The sequence below is a fragment of the Nocardioides sp. YIM 152588 genome (genome assembly GCF_040191335.1).
Classification (GTDB): Bacteria; Actinomycetota; Actinomycetes; order Propionibacteriales; family Nocardioidaceae; genus Nocardioides.
On the sequence record NZ_JBEGDJ010000043.1, the window covers coordinates 1 to 16,907 of the forward strand.

The 16,907-nt window shown below is 74.1% G+C and carries 13 protein-coding genes and 1 riboswitch; of the genes, 5 read left to right on the forward strand and 8 right to left on the reverse strand.

Annotated elements, in window-relative coordinates:
- Both ABLM29_RS17075 and ABLM29_RS17080 read right to left on the reverse strand, forming a co-directional pair.
- Window positions 1-1,856: ABC transporter ATP-binding protein (locus ABLM29_RS17075; protein WP_349715498.1), on the reverse strand; the 1,856-nt coding region annotated here is incomplete at its 3' end.
- Between the two features lie 210 nt (window positions 1,857-2,066).
- Entirely contained in the window at window positions 2,067-4,268 is a 2,202-nt protein-coding gene (locus tag ABLM29_RS17080; RefSeq protein WP_349715499.1) for an NADP-dependent isocitrate dehydrogenase, read from the reverse strand.
- Between the two features lie 222 nt (window positions 4,269-4,490).
- On the opposite strand from ABLM29_RS17080, the gene ABLM29_RS17085 reads away from it, so the two are divergent.
- A complete protein-coding gene (locus ABLM29_RS17085; protein WP_349715501.1) occupies window positions 4,491-5,486 on the forward strand; it encodes an MIP/aquaporin family protein in 996 nt (331 codons plus the stop codon).
- Window positions 5,487-5,514: 28 nt separating this feature from the next.
- Here ABLM29_RS17085 and ABLM29_RS17090 read toward each other — a convergent pair whose 3' ends face one another.
- A complete protein-coding gene (locus ABLM29_RS17090; RefSeq protein ID WP_349715502.1) occupies window positions 5,515-6,183 on the reverse strand; it encodes a hypothetical protein in 669 nt (222 codons plus the stop codon).
- A gap of 96 nt (window positions 6,184-6,279) precedes the next feature.
- On the opposite strand from ABLM29_RS17090, the gene ABLM29_RS17095 reads away from it, so the two are divergent.
- Window positions 6,280-7,266 carry a malate dehydrogenase gene (locus tag ABLM29_RS17095; protein WP_349715504.1) on the forward strand — a complete coding sequence of 329 codons (987 nt, stop codon included), beginning with the start codon at window positions 6,280-6,282 and terminating at the stop codon, window positions 7,264-7,266.
- Window positions 7,267-7,449: 183 nt separating this feature from the next.
- Here ABLM29_RS17095 and ABLM29_RS17100 read toward each other — a convergent pair whose 3' ends face one another.
- The 5 genes from ABLM29_RS17100 to ABLM29_RS17120 form a co-directional block, all read right to left on the reverse strand.
- The gene (locus ABLM29_RS17100) at window positions 7,450-7,836 is read right to left on the reverse strand and encodes a DUF3017 domain-containing protein (protein ID WP_349715506.1); all 387 of its coding nucleotides are present in this window, start codon (window positions 7,834-7,836) and stop codon (window positions 7,450-7,452) included.
- Window positions 7,775-8,635 (reverse strand): bifunctional methylenetetrahydrofolate dehydrogenase/methenyltetrahydrofolate cyclohydrolase, encoded by an 861-nt coding sequence (locus tag ABLM29_RS17105; RefSeq protein WP_349715508.1) that lies wholly within the window; start codon window positions 8,633-8,635, stop codon window positions 7,775-7,777. Before ABLM29_RS17105 ends, ABLM29_RS17100 begins: the two co-directional genes overlap by 62 nt.
- A 277-nt stretch (window positions 8,636-8,912) precedes the next feature.
- Window positions 8,913-10,493 (reverse strand): bifunctional phosphoribosylaminoimidazolecarboxamide formyltransferase/IMP cyclohydrolase, encoded by a 1,581-nt coding sequence (gene purH, locus ABLM29_RS17110; RefSeq protein ID WP_349715510.1) that lies wholly within the window; start codon window positions 10,491-10,493, stop codon window positions 8,913-8,915.
- Window positions 10,494-10,528: 35 nt separating this feature from the next.
- A riboswitch (ZMP/ZTP riboswitch) is annotated at window positions 10,529-10,604 on the reverse strand.
- A 193-nt stretch (window positions 10,605-10,797) separates the two neighbouring features.
- Window positions 10,798-11,415, reverse strand: a complete 618-nt coding sequence (gene purN / locus ABLM29_RS17115; protein WP_349715512.1) for a phosphoribosylglycinamide formyltransferase — start codon at window positions 11,413-11,415, stop codon at window positions 10,798-10,800.
- Between the two features lie 34 nt (window positions 11,416-11,449).
- Window positions 11,450-12,757 carry a cell division protein PerM gene (locus ABLM29_RS17120; RefSeq protein WP_349715514.1) on the reverse strand — a complete coding sequence of 436 codons (1,308 nt, stop codon included), beginning with the start codon at window positions 12,755-12,757 and terminating at the stop codon, window positions 11,450-11,452.
- 78 nt (window positions 12,758-12,835) lie between these two features.
- On the opposite strand from ABLM29_RS17120, the gene ABLM29_RS17125 reads away from it, so the two are divergent.
- The 3 genes from ABLM29_RS17125 (at window position 12,836) to ABLM29_RS17135 (ending at window position 16,900) form a co-directional block, all read left to right on the forward strand.
- Window positions 12,836-14,749 (forward strand): hypothetical protein, encoded by a 1,914-nt coding sequence (locus ABLM29_RS17125; protein ID WP_349715516.1) that lies wholly within the window; start codon window positions 12,836-12,838, stop codon window positions 14,747-14,749.
- Between the two features lie 227 nt (window positions 14,750-14,976).
- Window positions 14,977-15,489: an RNA polymerase sigma factor gene (locus tag ABLM29_RS17130; protein WP_349715518.1), complete on the forward strand. Its 513-nt coding sequence runs from the start codon at window positions 14,977-14,979 to the stop codon at window positions 15,487-15,489.
- Window positions 15,482-16,900 carry a hypothetical protein gene (locus ABLM29_RS17135; protein WP_349715520.1) on the forward strand — a complete coding sequence of 473 codons (1,419 nt, stop codon included), beginning with the start codon at window positions 15,482-15,484 and terminating at the stop codon, window positions 16,898-16,900. Before ABLM29_RS17130 ends, ABLM29_RS17135 begins: the two co-directional genes overlap by 8 nt.
- Window positions 16,901-16,907 lie beyond the last annotated feature (7 nt).

Below are 16,907 nucleotides of genomic sequence, written 5' to 3' on the forward strand. Positions count from 1 at the left end.
GCCCGCTCGTGCGGTACGGCGGCGGCCGCCGTCGCGGGCTCCGCGGCCGGCTCCGCAGCGGGCTCCGCGGCAGGCCCCGCGGCAGGCTCCGGGTCGACGGGGGTCCCGTCGACCACGTCGCCGGGGCCCGCGTGGCCGCTCGCGAGCAGCAGGCGCCGGTAGGGACCGTCGACGGCGGCGAGCGCGGTGCGCAGGCCGTGCTGCACCACGCGGCCGTGCTCGAGCACCGCGACGGCCTCGGCCCGCTCGATGGTGCTGAGCCGGTGCGCGACCAGGACGCCGGTCCGGCCGCGGATCAGCCGGTCGGCCGCGGCGACGACGCGGCCCTCGGTGACCGGGTCCATCCGCGCCGTGGCCTCGTCGAGCACGACCACCTGGACGTGCCGGACCAGCAGGCGGGCGAAGGCCACCAGCTGCTCCTCGCCGGCCGACAGCGTCAGCCCGCCGGGGCCGAGCAGCGTGTCCAGGCCCTCGGGCATGCCGGCCACCCACTCGGTGAGGCCGAGCTCGTCGACCGCGGCCTCGAGCTCGGCCCGCGGGGTGTCGGCGAACAGCGCGATGTTCTCGGCCAGCGTGCCGGCCAGGATCTCGGTGCGCTGGGTGACCACGCCGACGCGGCTGCGCAGCTCCTGCAGGTCCAGGGTGGTGATGTCCACCCCGCCCAGGAAGATCGTGCCCGGCGGCGGCTCGACCGCGCGGGAGAGCAGCGAGGCCAGCGTCGACTTGCCCGAGCCGGTGCGCCCGACCAGGGCCAGGGTGTGGCCGGCCTCGAGCGTGAGGTTGACGTCGCGCAGCCCGAAGCCGCCCTCGACGTAGGAGAACTCCAGGTCGCGGATCGTCAGGTCGAGCGCGCCCTCGGGGACCCCGGCCCCGCCGACCGGCTCCTGCGCGGAGGCCAGCAGGGCACGCAGCCGCAGGACCGCGCCGAGCCCGGCCTGGATGTCGGGCAGCTGGTGGGCGAGGTTGTTGATCTGGCCGACGAACATCGTGGTGGCCAGGAAGAGGGTGACCAGCCCGGCGACGTCGAGCAGGTCGCCGCTGACGAGCGCGATGCCGGAGACCGCGATGGCGACCAGGAGGCCGTGCAGCAGCAGGCCGACCCGGACGGCGAGCCCGGCCTCGACCCGCAGCACGCGCATGAACCTCTCGTGGACCGCGGCGGAGAGCCGCGCCAGGCGCCGTACGGCGAAGGCCTGGCCGCGGCTGGTGCGCAGGTCGTCGCGGCCGGCGATGCCCTCCTCGAGGGCGGCCGCGTGGTCGGTCCAGGCCGCCTCCTCGATGACCTTGAGGCGCGCGATCTCGGCGAGCCGGGGCCGCATCACCCAGACGGTGACGGCGCCGACGAGCGGGAAGAGCACGAACGAGGGCCACCAGGCGAGGCCGGCGACCACCCACATCGGGATCGCGGCGAAGGCCGTGCGCATGGCCATCCAGACCTGCTGGCGCAGCAGGGTGCCGACCTCGTGGGTGTCGTCGTCGACCCGGTCCAGGACCTCGCCGACGGCCTGCTCGGTCAGGTCCTCCAGCGGCTGCTGCAGCGCCGCGGTGAGCAGGTCGCCGCGGAGCCGGCCCTCGGCCCGGTCCACCACGCCCGCCCAGACCACGCGGCCGGCGGTGTCGACCACGGCGGCACCCACCACGAACAGCGCGAGGATCCCGACCAGGGTCGCCGTCGGCCCCTCGGCCACGCGACCGGCCACCACCGTGCCCAGCGCCTGCCCCAGCGCGGCCAGCGCGACGGCGGTGACGGCGAAGCCGGCCGCCGGGCCGCGGAGGCGGCGCCAGCTGACCTGGCGCGAGGGGTCGGGTGCGGCCGGCGCCTGCTGCGGCGCGACGGGGTCGAGAAGCGTGGTCATCGGATCCAAGTTACGGAGGCGGACCGGGGCCGCGCCTCTGAATATTTGCTCGCCCCGGGACGGTGAAGATCGTCCGGGTGATCCTTTCGCAGTCGGGCAGCGATCCGGAAAACCAGACGGCCCCCGGTGCGATCTCTCGCACCGGGGGCCGTCCGTCGAACCGGTCCCTCGGGCTCACGCCCGGCGGTCAGCGCCGCGGGCGGGGGCCGCTCAGAAGGAGTCGATGGCCTCGTTGAGCGTGGCGCTCGGGCGCATCACCGCCGAGACCTTGGCCTCGTCGGGGCGGTAGTAGCCGCCGATGTCGGCCGGCTTGCCCTGCACCGCGAGCAGCTCGGAGACGATCTTCTCCTCGTTCGCCGCCAGGGCGGAGGCGAGCGGGGCGAACGCCGCGGCGAGGACGCCGTCGGCGGTCTGCTTCGCCATCTCCTGGGCCCAGTACAGGCCGAGGTAGAAGTGCGAGCCGCGGTTGTCGATCGTGCCCAGCTTGCGGCCCGGCGAGCGGTCCTCGTTGAGGAACGTCTCGGTGGCCGCGTCGAGGGCGGCGGCGAGCACCTTCGCGGCCGGGTCGTCGGCCTGGTCGGCGTACTTCTCCAGCGACGGCACGAGCGCGAAGAACTCACCGAGGCTGTCCCAGCGCAGGTAGTCCTCCTCGACCAGCTGCTGCACGTGCTTCGGCGCGGAGCCACCGGCACCGGTCTCGAACAGGCCACCGCCCGCGATCAGCGGGACGACCGAGAGCATCTTGGCGGACGTGCCCAGCTCCAGGATCGGGAACAGGTCGGTGTTGTAGTCGCGCAGCACGTTGCCGGTCACCGAGATGGTGTCCTCGCCGCGGCGCATCCGCTCCAGCGAGTACGTCGTCGCCTCGGCCGGGGCGAGGATCTTGATGACCAGGCCCTCGGTGTCGTGCTCGGTGAGGTAGGTGACGACCTTCTTGATCAGCTCTGCGTCGTGGGCGCGGTTCTCGTTCAGCCAGAAGATGGCCGGCGAGCCGGTCGCCCGGGCGCGGGAGACGGCCAGCTTCACCCAGTCACGGACCGGGATGTCCTTGGTCTGGCAGGCGCGCCAGATGTCGCCCGGCTGGACGTCGTGCTCGAGCAGGACCGTGCCGTCGGAGCCGAGGACCTTGACGGTGCCGGCCTCGGGGATCTCGAAGGTCTTGTCGTGCGAGCCGTACTCCTCGGCCGCCTGCGCCATCAGGCCGACGTTCGGGACGGTGCCGATGGTGGCCGGGTCGAGCGGGCCGTGCTCCTTCACGTCCTCGATCACGGCCTGGTAGACGCCGGCGTAGGAGGAGTCCGGGATCACCGCGAGGGTGTCGTCCTCGCCGCCGTCGACGCCCCAGAGGCGGCCGCCGTTGCGGACCAGGGCCGGCATCGAGGCGTCGATGATGACGTCGCTGGGGACGTGCAGGTTGGTGATGCCCTTGTCGGAGTTGACGTAGGACAGGCGGGGACCGTTCGCCAGGGCGGCCTCGAACGCGGCCTTGATCTCGGCGCCGTTCCCGAGCGCGTCGAGGCCGGCCAGGATGGCGCCGAGGCCGTCGTTGGCCGAGAGGCCCGCGGCGGCCAGCTCGTCGCCGTACCGGGCGAAGACGTCGGCGAAGAAGACCTTCACGACGTGGCCGAAGATGATCGGGTCGGAGACCTTCATCATCGTCGCCTTGAGGTGGACCGAGAACAGCACGTCCTCGTCCTTGGCGCGGGCGATCGCGCCGGCGAGGAACTCGTTGAGCGCGGCCGCGTCCATCTTGGTCGCGTCGACGATCTCGCCGGCGAGCACCTTGAGGCCGTCCTTGAGGACGGTGGTGCCCGCGGCGGTCTCCAGCACGATCGAGAGGGTGTCGTCGGCGGGGATGGTCACCGACTTCTCGTTGCTGGCGAAGTCGTGCTCACCCATGGTGGCGACGTTGGTCTTGGAGCCCGCGGCGAAGGGCTTGTTGCGGTGCGGGTGGGTCTTCGCGTAGCCCTTGACCGAGCCCGGCGCGCGGCGGTCGGAGTTGCCCTCGCGCAGGACCGGGTTGACCGCGGAGCCCTTGACCTTGTCGTACTTGGCCCGGATCTCCTTCTCGGCGTCCGTGGCCGGGGCCTCCGGGTAGTCCGGGATGTCGAAGCCCTGGGCCTGCAGCTCCTTGATCGCGGCCTTGAGCTGCGGGATCGAGGCGGAGATGTTCGGCAGCTTGACGATGTTGGCGGCCGGGGTCTTGGCCAGCTCGCCGAGCTCGGTGAGCGCGTCGTCAGCCAGCCCGAACTGGGCCAGGATCCGCGCCGCGACGGAGATGTCGCGGGTCTCCACCTTCACGCCGGCCTTGGCGGCGTAGGCGGAGATGATCGGGAGGAAGGAGTACGTCGCCAGCAGCGGCGCCTCGTCGGTGTGCGTGTAGATGATGCTGGGCGTGTCTGGGGTAGCCATGGTGCGGCGTCACTCCTGGATCTCGCGAGATTGCTTGACGTCAAGATATCTGATGGCGCGCGGGGACTCTCGGGCCAGTCCGTCCTCACCCTAGTGAGCGGCGCCCAGATGGGCGATCTCGTCCGTTCCCAGGGCCCGCCGCAGGTCCTAGAGTGCTGGGCGAGGGAGTCCGTGCCAGCCCCGACCGGCCCGACGGAGCCGGGAGCCGAGGAGATTGAGGACATGACCGAAGACGCCATGGAAGAGACCGCCCCCGCGCCCACCCTGATGCAGAAGGTCACCGCCGAGGTGGTCGGCACCTTCGTCCTGGTCTTCATCGGTTGCGGCGCCGCCGTGACCACCGGGGCCGACATCGTCGCGACCGGCTTCGCGTTCGGCCTCGCGATCGTGATGATGGCCTACGCCTTCGGCCGGGTCTCCGGCGGGCACTTCAACCCCGCGGTCTCCGTCGGCGCGGCCCTGGCCGGCCGGATCTCCTGGAAGGAGACCGGCATCTACGCCGCCGCCCAGTGCGTCGGCGCGCTGGCCGGTGGCCTCGCCCTGCTGATCACGGTGCTCGCCAGCGACATCGGCTGGGAGATCGGCGACCCGCTCGGCAGCAACGGGTTCGGCGACAACGGCGGCGTCGGCTGGGCCGGCGCCTTCCTGTTCGAGATGATCCTCACCTTCATCTTCCTGGTGGTGATCCTCGGCGTCACCGACGAGCGCAGCGACACCGTCGCGTTCGCGCCCCTGACGATCGGCCTCACGCTGGCCGCGATCCACTTCGTGGCGATCCCCGCCACCGGCACCTCGGTGAACCCGGCCCGCTCCCTGGGCGTCGCGTTCTTCTCCGGCAGCGACGCGATCATCGACCTGTGGCTCTTCCTGCTCGCGCCACTCGTCGGCGGCGCGCTGGCCGGCGTGCTGTACCCGTTCCTCTTCGGCCGCGCCTCCGAGCCCGTCCCCGGCTCCGGCTTCGGTGGCGGCGGCGTGCCCGGCCTGGGCGCGCCCAACCAGTTCGAGCAGCAGTGGAACCAGCAGGACGCGACGCACACCCAGCAGCAGCCGATCATCCAGGACGGCTGGATGTGGGACCCCGCCGCCCAGCAGTGGGTGCCCGCCCCGCAGCAGCCCGCCGCGCCCGCGGCGCCGGCGGCCCCGGAGCAGTCCGCGGGCGGCCAGGGCTACCCGCCGCCGGACGACGACGGGCACACGGTGATCCGACCGCCCCAGTGACGGGACCCGGCCGGGCCGCCCGCTCGGCTCAGTCGGCGACGTCGTACGCCGTCAGGCCGGCCGTGTTCGACCGCACCAGCCCGACGCCCTCGGCGTAGTAGCGGATGCCGACGACGCCGTCGTCGACCACCCGCAGCACCACCACGGGCTCGTACGTCGACAGCGGCGTCACCACCGAGTCGTCGGTGCGCGACACCTCGGCGCGCACGTCCAGGTCGGCGGTCAGCGCCATCCGGAAGCCGTCGCCGCGGCGCGGCTCGGCCGGCATGGCCAGCCCGGGCTCGTCGAACCACTCGCCGTCGCGCCCGAACCACCAGACGTTACCGTCGCGGTCCTGCGCGAAGTGGTCGGTCGTGGGGGCCGCGACCTGCCGGGAGACCGTCGTGGTCACGTCGGTGATCGCGATGCCGTCGCGCTCCTCCCCCGCGGTCGCCTCGACCACGGTGGTGACCCGGCCGCCGACGCTGGACGCGGTCTCGTAGGTCCACCTCGACCCGGGCGCGAGCGGCAGCCACGGGTTGTCCACCGTCGCCACGAAGTCGCTCGCGTCGGGGTCCTGCGTCGGGATGGCGAGCTCGTCGACGCCGGTCGGCGGGCTGGGCGCGGCGGCGGTGCCGCAGCCGCCGGCGACCAGCGCGAGCGCGGCCAGCAGGCCGGCCAGGGCACGGGACCGGACCGGCCGGTGGAGGGAGCTCACCGGGCCATCGTCTCGCATCCTCGTCCGGCCCCACACGCGACCCGGACGCTGCTAGCGTCGCCAGCGGTCCCTGATGTCGTCTCCGAGGAGAGTCACGTGAGCAGCACCCCGCTCAAGGTCGCCGTCACCGGCGCCGCCGGCCAGATCGGCTACAGCCTTCTCTTCCGCATCGCCAGCGGCGCGCTCGGCGGCGACCGCCCGATCGAGCTGCGGCTGCTCGAGATCGAGCCCGCCCTGAAGGCGCTCGAGGGCGTCGTCATGGAGCTCGACGACTGCGCGTTCCCCGGCCTGGCCGGGGTCGAGATCGGCGCGGACCCGACAACGATCTTCGACGGCGTCAACCTGGCCCTGCTGGTCGGCGCGCGCCCGCGCGGCCCGGGCATGGAGCGCGGCGACCTGCTCTCGGCGAACGGCGCGATCTTCACCGCCCAGGGCAAGGCGCTCAACGACGTGGCCGCCTCCGACGTACGGATCGGCGTGACCGGCAACCCGGCCAACACCAACGCCCTGATCGCGATGAGCAACGCCCCCGACATCCCGTCCGAGCGGTTCTCTGCGCTGACCCGCCTGGACCACAACCGCGCGATCTCCCAGCTCTCGGCCAAGACCGGCGCCCCGGTCACCGACATCAAGAAGATGACGATCTGGGGCAACCACTCCGCGACCCAGTACCCGGACCTCTTCCACGCCGAGGTGGCCGGCAAGAACGCCGCCGAGGTCGTCGGCGACCAGGACTGGCTGGAGAACACCTTCATCCCGACCGTCGCCAAGCGCGGCGCGGCGATCATCGACGCCCGCGGCGCGTCCTCGGCCGCGTCGGCGGCCTCCGCCACCTGCGACGCAGCCCGCGACTGGCTCAACGGCAGCCCCGAGGGCGACTGGGTCTCGATGGCGGTCGTCTCGGACGGCTCCTACGGCGTCCCCGAGGGCCTGGTCTCCTCGTTCCCCGTGACCACCTCCGGCGGCGACTGGAGCATCGTCCAGGGCCTGGAGATCGACGACTTCTCCCGCGGGAAGATCGACGCCTCCGTGGCCGAGCTGGCCGACGAGAAGGCCGCCGTCACCGAGCTCGGCCTGATCTGACCCCTCCGCGCGAGTTGGGGGTTGCCGACCGCCGAATCCCGAGCTAGCGACACCCGAGTCGGGTGACAGCGACAGGGCCGCACCGACCACGGTGCGGCCCTGTCGCGTTCTCGCCAGTCGGCGGTCGGCAACCCCCAACTCGAGGGTCGTCAACCCCCGACTCGCGGGATGGGGGGTGGGGCGTCAGGGGCCGGGCTGCTCGGGGATGCTCGAGGCGAGCAGGAAGAGCGCGAGGCTGACGCCGGCGAGCAGGACCACGTCCAGCAGGCGGTGGCGTACGGCGAGCATGCCGGCGTCCCGCTCGGGCAGCACCAGCCGGAGCAGGCCCGCCACGCCGAGGGCGCCGGCGAGGATGCGGATGCCGAGGCGCCAGTCGCCGCCGGCGGCGATCAGGCCGATCGCACCGCCGGTGGCGAGCAGGATGGCGAGGTAGAACGCGCCGCCCAGCGTGGACGGGTGCCGGCGCGCTGGTGGCGGGGCCGGGGGCTCCTCGTTCAGCGCTCGCTCCTCACCCTGCGGTCGCAGCTGCCTGCTCAGCCATCGACACGACGTTGGCCAGCAGCATGGCACGCGTCATCGGCCCGACCCCACCCGGGTTCGGCGAGACCCATCCGGCGACGTCCCAGACGTCCGCCGCCAGGTCGCCGGCGATCTTGCCGTCGACCCGGGAGACGCCCACGTCGAGCAGGGCCGCACCGGGCTTGACCATGTCGCCGGTGATGACGCCGGGCACGCCGGCGGCGGCGACCACGATGTCGGCCTCGCGCACGTGCGCGGCCAGGTCGCGGGTCCCGGTGTGGCACAGGGTGACGGTGGCGTTCTCGGAGCGCCGGGTGAGCAGCAGCCCCAGCGGCCGCCCGACGGTGACCCCACGGCCGACGACGACCACCTCGGCTCCGGCGATCGGCACGTCGTGGCGGCGCAGCAGCTCGACGATCCCGTACGGCGTGCACGGCAGCGGCGCGGGGTGGCCGAGGACCAGCCAGCCCAGGTTCGTCGGGTGCAGGCCGTCGGCGTCCTTGGCGGGGTCGATCAGCCCGAGCACCCGGTTCTCGTCGCGCCCCTTGGGCAGCGGCAACTGGACGATGTAGCCGGTGCAGGCGGGGTCGGCGTTGAGCCGCGCGACCGCCTCCTCGATCTCGGCCTGGGTCGCCGTCTCGGGCAGGTCCTCGCGGATCGAGGCGATGCCGACCTCGGCGCAGTCCTTGTGCTTGCCGTTGACGTACCACTTCGAGCCGGGGTCGTCACCGACCAGCACGGTCCCCAGCCCGGGGGTGATCCCCTTCTCCTTGAGCGCGGCCACCCGCCCCCGCAGCTCGTCCTTGATGGCAGCGGCCGTCGCCGACCCGTCCAGCTTCCGAGCAGTCACGATTCGAATCCTTCCAGAGTGAACGGTCGTGTGGTTCGAGGCTCGCTTCGCTCGCACCTCGACCACCGGCGCCCCAACCACCGGCGAGGCTTGAGGTCGGCAGCCGCGGGGAACGCGGAGCAAGGGCCGGTAGGGAGCGAAGCGACCGGACGGCACGAGCGCAGCTTCCCCGCGTGCAGCCGCCGTAGGCCGCCAGCGAACCTGGCACCGAGCGAACCTCGACCGCGCGCGCGGCAGCGCGGCGCAGCGAAGCGGAGACGCGCTCGCGCCATCCCACTCAGTGCGCGAAGTGGCGGGTGCCGGTGAAGTACATCGTGACGCCGGCCTTCTGGCAGGCGGCGATGGTCTCCTCGTCGCGCACGGAGCCGCCGGGCTGGATGATCGCCCGGACGCCGGCGTCGAGCAGGATCTGGGGCCCGTCGGCGAACGGGAAGAACGCGTCGGAGGCGGCGACGGCGCCGCGGGCGCGCTCGGTGCCCTCGAGGAGGGTGTTGGCGCGCTCGACGGCGAGCTTGCAGGAGTCGACGCGGTTGACCTGGCCCATGCCGATGCCGACGGCGGCACCGTCGTTCGCGAGCAGGATGGCGTTGGACTTGGCGGCGCGGACCGAGCGCCAGGCGAAGGCCAGGTCGGCGAGGGTCTGCTCGTCGGCGGCCTCGCCGGTGGCCAGGGTCCAGCTGGCCGGGTCGTCGCCCTCGGCCTGGAAGCGGTCGGTGTGCTGGATCAGCAGGCCGCCGCTGATCGGGCGGGTCTCGACGCCGCCGGCCGCGAGCGGCTCGGCGACGAGGATCCGGATGTTCTTCTTGCCCTGGAGGACCTCGACGGCGCCGTCGTCGTACCCGGGCGCGACGATCACCTCGGTGAAGACGTCGGCGACCTGGCGGGCCATCTCGACCGAGACGGGGACGTTGGTGGCGATGACGCCGCCGAACGCGGAGACGGGGTCGCAGGCGTGGGCGCGGCGGTGGGCCTCGGCGACGTCGGCGCCGACGGCGATGCCGCAGGGGTTGGCGTGCTTGATGATCGCGACGGTCGGCTGGTCGCCGTGGTCGTACGCCGCGCGGCGGGCCGCGTCGGTGTCGACGTAGTTGTTGTACGACATCTCCTTGCCGTGCAGCTGCTCGGCGGCGGCGAGGCCGCCGGGGCCGTGGCCGGAGCGGTAGAGCGCGGCGGGCTGGTGCGGGTTCTCGCCGTACCGGAGCACCGCGGACTTGTCCCAGGTGGCGCCCAGCCAGGCCGGGAACCCGGTGTCGTCCGAGGTGTCGGTGAGCACGTTGCCCATCCAGGACGCGACCTGGACGTCGTACGTCGCCGTGTGCACGAACGCCTTCGCGGCCAGCTGCTGGCGCTCGGCGAGGGTGAACCCCTCGCCCTGCGCGGCGGCCAGCGCGGCGGAGTAGTCGGCGCCATCGGTCACGATCGCGACGGAGGCGTGGTTCTTGGCGGCGGCGCGGACCATCGAGGGGCCGCCGATGTCGATCTTCTCGATGCAGTCCTGGATGCCGGCGCCGGAGGCGACGGTGGCCGCGAACGGGTAGAGGTTGACGACGACCAGGTCGAAGGGGGCGACGCCGAGCTCCTCGAGCTGGGCGACGTGCTCGGGCAGGCGACGGTCGGCGAGGATGCCGGCGTGGACCCGCGGGTGCAGGGTCTTCACGCGGCCGTCGAGGCACTCGGGGAAGCCGGTGAGGTCCTCGACCTTCGTCACGGGCAGGCCGAGGTCGGCGATCAGCCCGGCGGAGCCGCCGGTGGAGACCAGCTCGACGCCGGCCTCGTGCAGGCCGCGGACCAGCTCGTCCAGGCCGGTCTTGTCGAACACGGAGACGAGCGCGCGCTTGATCTGGATCCGGTCGGTCACGGGGACTCTCCTCATCGGTGGGGTCGTTCTTCGATGAGGGGCACCCAGGCGGTCGATGCCGGCTCGTCACTCCCTGGTGGTCCCCCACCTGCGCCAGTCGTGTGCTCCGCAGCCTAGTGGGCCGGGCGGGTGCTGGCGAACCGGCGCGGGGCGGCCGTGCCCGGGGCGGGTCGTGTGCCTGAGAACCCGCCAGAGCGATGCCTGGGGCACACGACGCCCGCAGCGCCGGGGTCGTGTGCCTGAGAACGACCCATGGGAGGGCGTGGGGCACACGACCCACCACCCGAGCGGGGAGACCCGAGGGTCAGTCGCCGAAGCGGACCCGTCGCCCCTCGACGCGGTAGCCCTCGCGCGCCATCCGGCCGACGGCCTCGACGAGCATCGCCCGCTCGGCCACCTTGATCCGCTCGTGCAGCGTCTCCTCGGTGTCGTCGTCGGCGACCGGCACCGCGGCCTGGGCGACGATCGGGCCGGTGTCGACGCCGCGGTCGACGACGAACAGGGTGGCCCCGGTGACCTTGACGCCGTACTCCAGCGCGTCGCGCGGCCCGTGCATCCCGGGGAACGCGGGCGACAGGGCGGGGTGGGTGTTGACGGTGCGCTGACCGAGGGCCGCGAGGTAGTCGGGGCCGACGAGCTTCATGAAGCCGGCGAGCACCACCACGTCGGGCCGGTACGACGCCACCGACCCCGCGAGCGCGGCGTCCCACTCGGGGCGGGTGGCGAAGTCGCGCAGCCGGTGCACGAACGTCGGCACCTCCGCGCGACGGGCGCGCTCGAGCGCCTCGATCCCGTCCCGGTCGGCGCCGACGGCGACCACCTCCGCGCCGTACGCGGGGTCGGCGGCGGCGTCGAGGAGCGCCTGCAGGTTGGTGCCGGCTCCGGAGACGAGCACGACGATCCGCGCGGGAGTGGCAGGCACGGGCGGTGAGTCTAGTGTCGCCGCGGCCCGGGGGTCACCGACGGCCCGGCAGGCGGCCGCGGACCGAGGCGAGCCGCGCCCGCAGGCGGCCGCCCCGCGCCTGGAACCACACCATCAGGAGGGCACCGGCGAGGCCGCCGATCCCGAAGGCGGTCATCGAGTGCAGGACGACGTCGGAGGCGAAGGGGCCCACGTCGCGCATCCGGCCCGGGCCGACCGCGCCGCCGGCGAGCAGCGTGAGCAGCCCGAGCAGGACGCCGGCGAGGATGCCCCCGCCGCAGCCGCGCAGCGCGGCCTCGTCCCAGCGGGAGGCGGGGTTCCGGTGCTGCCAGCGGGCCGCGGCCGCCGCCGCGACGAGGACGGGGCTCAGCATCAGCCAGGAGGTCCACTCGGCGCCGGGGCCGCCGCTGGGCAGCGCCGCCAGCAGCGGGAACATCGGCAGCGGCCCGAGCACGACCAGCCCGGGCGTGACCAGCGTGCCCGTCCCGACCGTGAAACCGGGGCCGAGCAGGTAGCTGCTGGAGAAGAGCACCGCGTTGGGCAGCACGAGCGCGGTGAGCAGCGCGATCACGACGGTGTCGCCGGCGCCCGCGCCGAGCTGGGAGACCACGTTCGCGGCGGTGGAGAAGTCGAGGACGAGGGCGATGGCCAGCGCCAGGGCGGCGACGGCGAACCACCACACGAGGATCGTGCGGGCCAGCGCCAGGGCGGCGCGCAGCGAGGACGGCAGCGCGGGCACCCAGATCGCGGCCCGGCCGGAGCCGCGCGCGATCGCCGGCCCGCCGACACCGAGGCTGAGCAGGAGGGACGCGCCGATCACCCGGGGCAGGCTGGGCGCGCTGGAGAGGCTGGCCACGGCGCTGGCGGTGAGGCTGGCGACGATCACGTACCCCGCGGCGAAGAGCGCGCTGGCCAGCGGGACGGTCCAGTCCCGCTCGCCGTCGGCGATCCGGTCCGCGTCCGGGCCGTGGCCCGAGAGCGACTCGCCGACGCGGTGCCCGACGCGCCAGACGACCCACGCGCAGAGCAGCGTGAGGCCGAGCGGGATCGCGGTGATCCGCACGCCGTCGACGCCGATCCCGCTGCCGTGCCCGAGCAGCCAGCCGGAGGCACCGACGCGGAGGGCGTCGGAGGGCTCGCCGTGGCCGCCCGCGTCGATCAGGAACCAGCCCACGACCGCGGCCGCCATGCAGACGACCAGGGGGCCGGCGGCGCTGAGCGCTCCGCCGAGGGTCGCGGTGGGCACGAAGGGGCGGCGGGTGGCGAGGTCGCGGCGGAGCTGGGCGGCGGACCGGTACCCGTCGCCGGCACGGCGGGAGATCGAGGAGGGGAGCGAGGTCATGGCCCTCTCATGATGCGTGCGCGCGAGAGGCCGACTGCGTCGCCACGCCGAAGGCGCCCTGTGTACCGTGGTCCGGCCATGACCGAAGTCGACGCCCGGCCCGCTCCCCCGACCCGCGACGACCTCGCCGCCGGTTTCGACGACTTCTACGTCGACGCCCGGGCGAGACTGTTGCTGCAGACGTTCGCGCTCACCGGCGACCTCTCCGCGTCGCGGAGCGCCGTCCGCGACGCCTTCGTCGTCGGCTGGCACCACTGGCGCAAGCTCTCCCGCACCGAGAGCCCGGAGATGAGCGTCCGGCCGCGCGCGTGGCGCAACGCCCAGCGTCGTACGACGGCCCGCCCCTGGGGCCGGACCAAGGACCTCGACGCGGAGAACCAGGCGACGCTCACCGCGCTCGCCGGCCTCACCACCACCCAGCGCGAGGCGCTGCTGCTCACCCAGCTCGCCGCGGTCACGATGCCGGAGATGGCCCGCGAGATCGGGCTGCCGCTGGAGGCGGCCGAGCGCGAGCTACAGGTCGGCGCCGCCCAGTTCGCGACGCAGCGCGACATCCCGACGGCGGCGATCCCGGTCGTGCTGGCGGCGCTGAGCAGCGTCACCGCGACGGTGACCTGGCCGCGCGCCACGATCGTCCGGCGGGCCGGCGCGGCGCGGCGCCGGGCGCACACCCTGGTCGGGGTGAGCACCGCGGTGGCCTGCCTGCTCGCGGCCGGCGTGCTGGCCGGCAACCCCTCAGGCGCGCGGCCCACCCTGGACCGCACCGCGCAGCCGAGCACCGCCGCGCCGAGCGTCCCGGCGGTCACGGTCAGCCTCCCCGACACCGCGATGCTGCCGTTGGAGGAGGTGCAGGACCACCTGGCGCGTCGCGGCTGGCAGGAGGGCCGCACCACCGACAACTCCACCGGCAACGGGCTGGTGCACCCGTGCCAGCGCACCCGGTACGCCGACGCGAAGGGCGTCGGCGCGTGGGCACGGACGTTCCGCCTCAAGGAGGGCGACACCGACCGGAAGTTCGTGCAGACGGCGGAGGCGTCGGCGACCCGGAAGGCGGCGCGCCGCAGCTTCCGCGAGGCGCGGACCTGGTTCGCGGCCTGCACGCCCCCGGCCAACCAGGCGCGCACCCGGCTGCCCCACACCCGGCTGATCAGCACGGCCGACGCGCCGGGCCTCGGCGACGAGGCCGCGGTGTTCCTGCTGTCCAACACCGACCCCGACGACACCGTGGTGGCCGGCGTGGCCCGGAGCGGGAAGTTCGTCACGGTCACCACCCTGCGCACCGAGATTCCGGCGGCGCGCGCGGACCGGGACGGGCTCGCGGCGCTGCTCGGCACCGCGGTGGACCGCCTGTGCACGCTGCCCGACGGCGGCGGCTGCGCCCCGACGGCGGTGCGGCTGGAGGACCGGGACGCGTTCCCGGCCGGCCGCAGCGCCGCGCTGATCTCGGAGATCGACCTGCCGCCGGTCGGCCGCTCGCACGGGCCGCTGGTCGGCACCCCGGCCCGCCAGGTGACCGGCGAGCGCGGCACGGTCGGCGTGGGGTGCTCCACGGTCCAGCTGAACGGCGAGTTCCGGGGCGCCAAGGTACGCACGAACCTGTACCGCACCTTCGTCTTCGTCGACGGCGACCTGCCCACCACGGCCGGGCTGACCCAGGTCGTCGGCACGCTGCCGCAGGCCAAGGCCACCGAGTTCGTCACCGCGATGCGCTCCCAGGTCGCCGCGTGCCCCGACGAGGACACCGGCGCCGGCACCGAGGTCACCGAGCTGGCCCGGGTCGACGACGGCGCCAGCAGCCTCTCGGCGTGGCGCCTGCGCACGGCGCTGCCCGGCGACCGGTCGGTCGAGTACGACCTGGCCGTGGTCCGCGAGGGCACCGCGCTGACCCAGTTGCTCTACGTCGCGGCCGAGGACGCCCGGATGAGCGACGCCGACTTCGTGGCGGTGGCGCGACGGGCGGCGGAGCGGCTGCCCCAGATGCCGAAGTACTGATCGGCCGCGGGGCACAGCCGCCCTCGCGTGACCGGGGTCGTGTGCCCCACACCCCGCCCTGGCGGGTTCTCAGGCACACGACCCCGCCCCGGCGACGGCGCGCCCCCGACAACTCCGGCGACATTTCCCGGCGCCCGTGCAACCGTTCGCCCCACGGGCACGTATCCCCCTGCGACAGCCATCCCGGACCACACCGGGAGCAGCGCGGAGCGGAGGAAGGGGGCGGGATGGACGCCGACGAGTTCGACGAGTTCTACGCAGCGTCGTTCCGGCGGGTGACCGGCCAGGTCTACGCCATGATCGGCGACCTGGACGAGGCGACGGAGTGCGTGCAGGAGGCGTTCGCCCGTGCCTGGGCCCACCGCCGCAAGCTGGACCGCTCGGGTCACCCCGAGGCCTGGGTCCGCACCACCGCCTACCGCCTCGCGGTGAGCCGCTGGCGGCGCCGCAAGGTCGCCCAGCGCCCCACCGACCGGGCCGTCGGCGCGCCGCTGGCGACCGCCGCCGCGGACGAGTCCCACGTCGCCCTGGTGGCGGCGCTCAAGCAGCTCCCCGAGGCACAGCGCCAGGCGCTGGTGCTGCACCACATCGCCGACCTCCCCGTGCACCAGGTGGCCGCCGAGGTCGGCGTGCCGGAGGGGACGATCAAGGCCCGGCTCAGCCGCGGCCGCGCCGCGCTCGCCACGCTGCTCAGCGACGAGACCGGCGGGCTCCAGGGAGGAGGGGTGAGCCATGTCTGACCCGATGGAGGAGCTGGACCGGTTCGGCTCCGAGTTCACGGGAGGCCCGATGCCGCTCCCCGCATCCGAGATCCGGCGCCGCGGTGACCGGATCCGCCGGCGCCGCCAGGCGGTGATCGTCGGCGGCGCCGCCCTCGCCGTCGCCGCCGCGATCGCCGTGCCGGTGATGGCCGTGACCGGCTCCGGCGGCGGCACGAAGGTGCCGCCCGCCGACCGCGCCGACGGCGCGGGCAGCGTGGTGATGCCGTACGACCTGCTCACCGACGCCGACACCGTCTACAGCGACGGCGCCGACTGGTTCGCCGTCGGCACCGACGACGCGGACCCCGAGGCCGCCTTCCACCCGTGCGCCCGCGAGTCGCTGGGCGACCTGGGCGCGACGTCGGTCGAGCACCGCGACTTCGAGCAGCGCAACACCCTCCCCGAGGGGGCCGACATCGAGGTGCTCGGCGACGCCATGCACCAGGCGGTGGCGCAGTTCGGGAGCGCTGCGGAGGCGCAGGCGGCGTACGACACGATCGTGGGCTGGGTGAACGACTGCGACGGGCGGATCGACGGGATCACGACGTACCGGGCCTTCGACCCGCTGCCGGTGAGCCTCACGGTGGACGGCGAGGCGACCGTCATCCAGGCCAACTACGGACCCGCGCCGAAGGAGCTCGACGAGTTCGGCGACGGCGGCTACATCACCGAGACCGGAGTGGCCGTCAGCGGCGAGCGGCTCACCGTGGTCCGCACCCAGATCGTCGGCCAGGACTACAACTTCCTGGACGGTACGCCGGTGCAGCGGATGCTGCCGGTCGCCGCCGAGCTGATGCAGCCCGGCGAGACCGCGCCCGACGCCACGCCCGACGCCGCCGCCACCGCACTCCCCGACGACTTCGCGCTGGAGGCCGGCTGGCCCGACGTGACGGACGGCGAGACGCGACGGATCTCGGACGGCGCCCTGCTGGTCGACGAGCTGACCACCGCGTGCGGCACCGAGCCACGGCTGGGGGCGCCCGCCGACACCCGCACGGGGATCCTGCAGGGGCCCACGCACTACGCCTTCCGCGGCGCCGCGCTCTACGACGACGCCCAGGGGGCCGCCGATGCCCTCGCCTCGCTCGCCACCACCTACAGCGGCTGCGGGGCCGACGACGGCGCCCTCACCACCCGGTACGACGTGACGCCGGCCGCCGAGGGCGAGGGCTGGGTCCGGATCGCGCGGGTGACCACGGTCGGCGGCGAGGTCCTCGAGGAGAGCACCCGCGTGCTCGCCGCGGCCGTCGTGGGCCGCGCGCTGCTGATCACCGGCAGCGAGGGCGAGGGCGGCGGCACCCCGGAGGCGAACGACGCCGCGCTCGACCAGGAGGTCACGCAGGCCCAGCCGGTGCTCGAGCAGCTGGCCGCCCTGACCGGCGAAGGGTAGGAACGAC

Bases quoted from the DNA above. Each gene is read 5' to 3' on its own strand.
- ABLM29_RS17120 (WP_349715514.1), bottom strand. From the start codon at position 12,757: ATGACCTCGCTCCCCTCCTCGATCTCCCGCCGTGCCGGCGACGGGTAC.
- ABLM29_RS17080 (WP_349715499.1), bottom strand. From the start codon at position 4,268: ATGGCTACCCCAGACACGCCCAGCATCATCTACACGCACACCGACGAG.
- ABLM29_RS17130 (WP_349715518.1), top strand. From the start codon at position 14,977: ATGGACGCCGACGAGTTCGACGAGTTCTACGCAGCGTCGTTCCGGCGG.
- ABLM29_RS17085 (WP_349715501.1), top strand. From the start codon at position 4,491: ATGACCGAAGACGCCATGGAAGAGACCGCCCCCGCGCCCACCCTGATG.
- ABLM29_RS17135 (WP_349715520.1), top strand. From the start codon at position 15,482: ATGTCTGACCCGATGGAGGAGCTGGACCGGTTCGGCTCCGAGTTCACG.
- ABLM29_RS17125 (WP_349715516.1), top strand. From the start codon at position 12,836: ATGACCGAAGTCGACGCCCGGCCCGCTCCCCCGACCCGCGACGACCTC.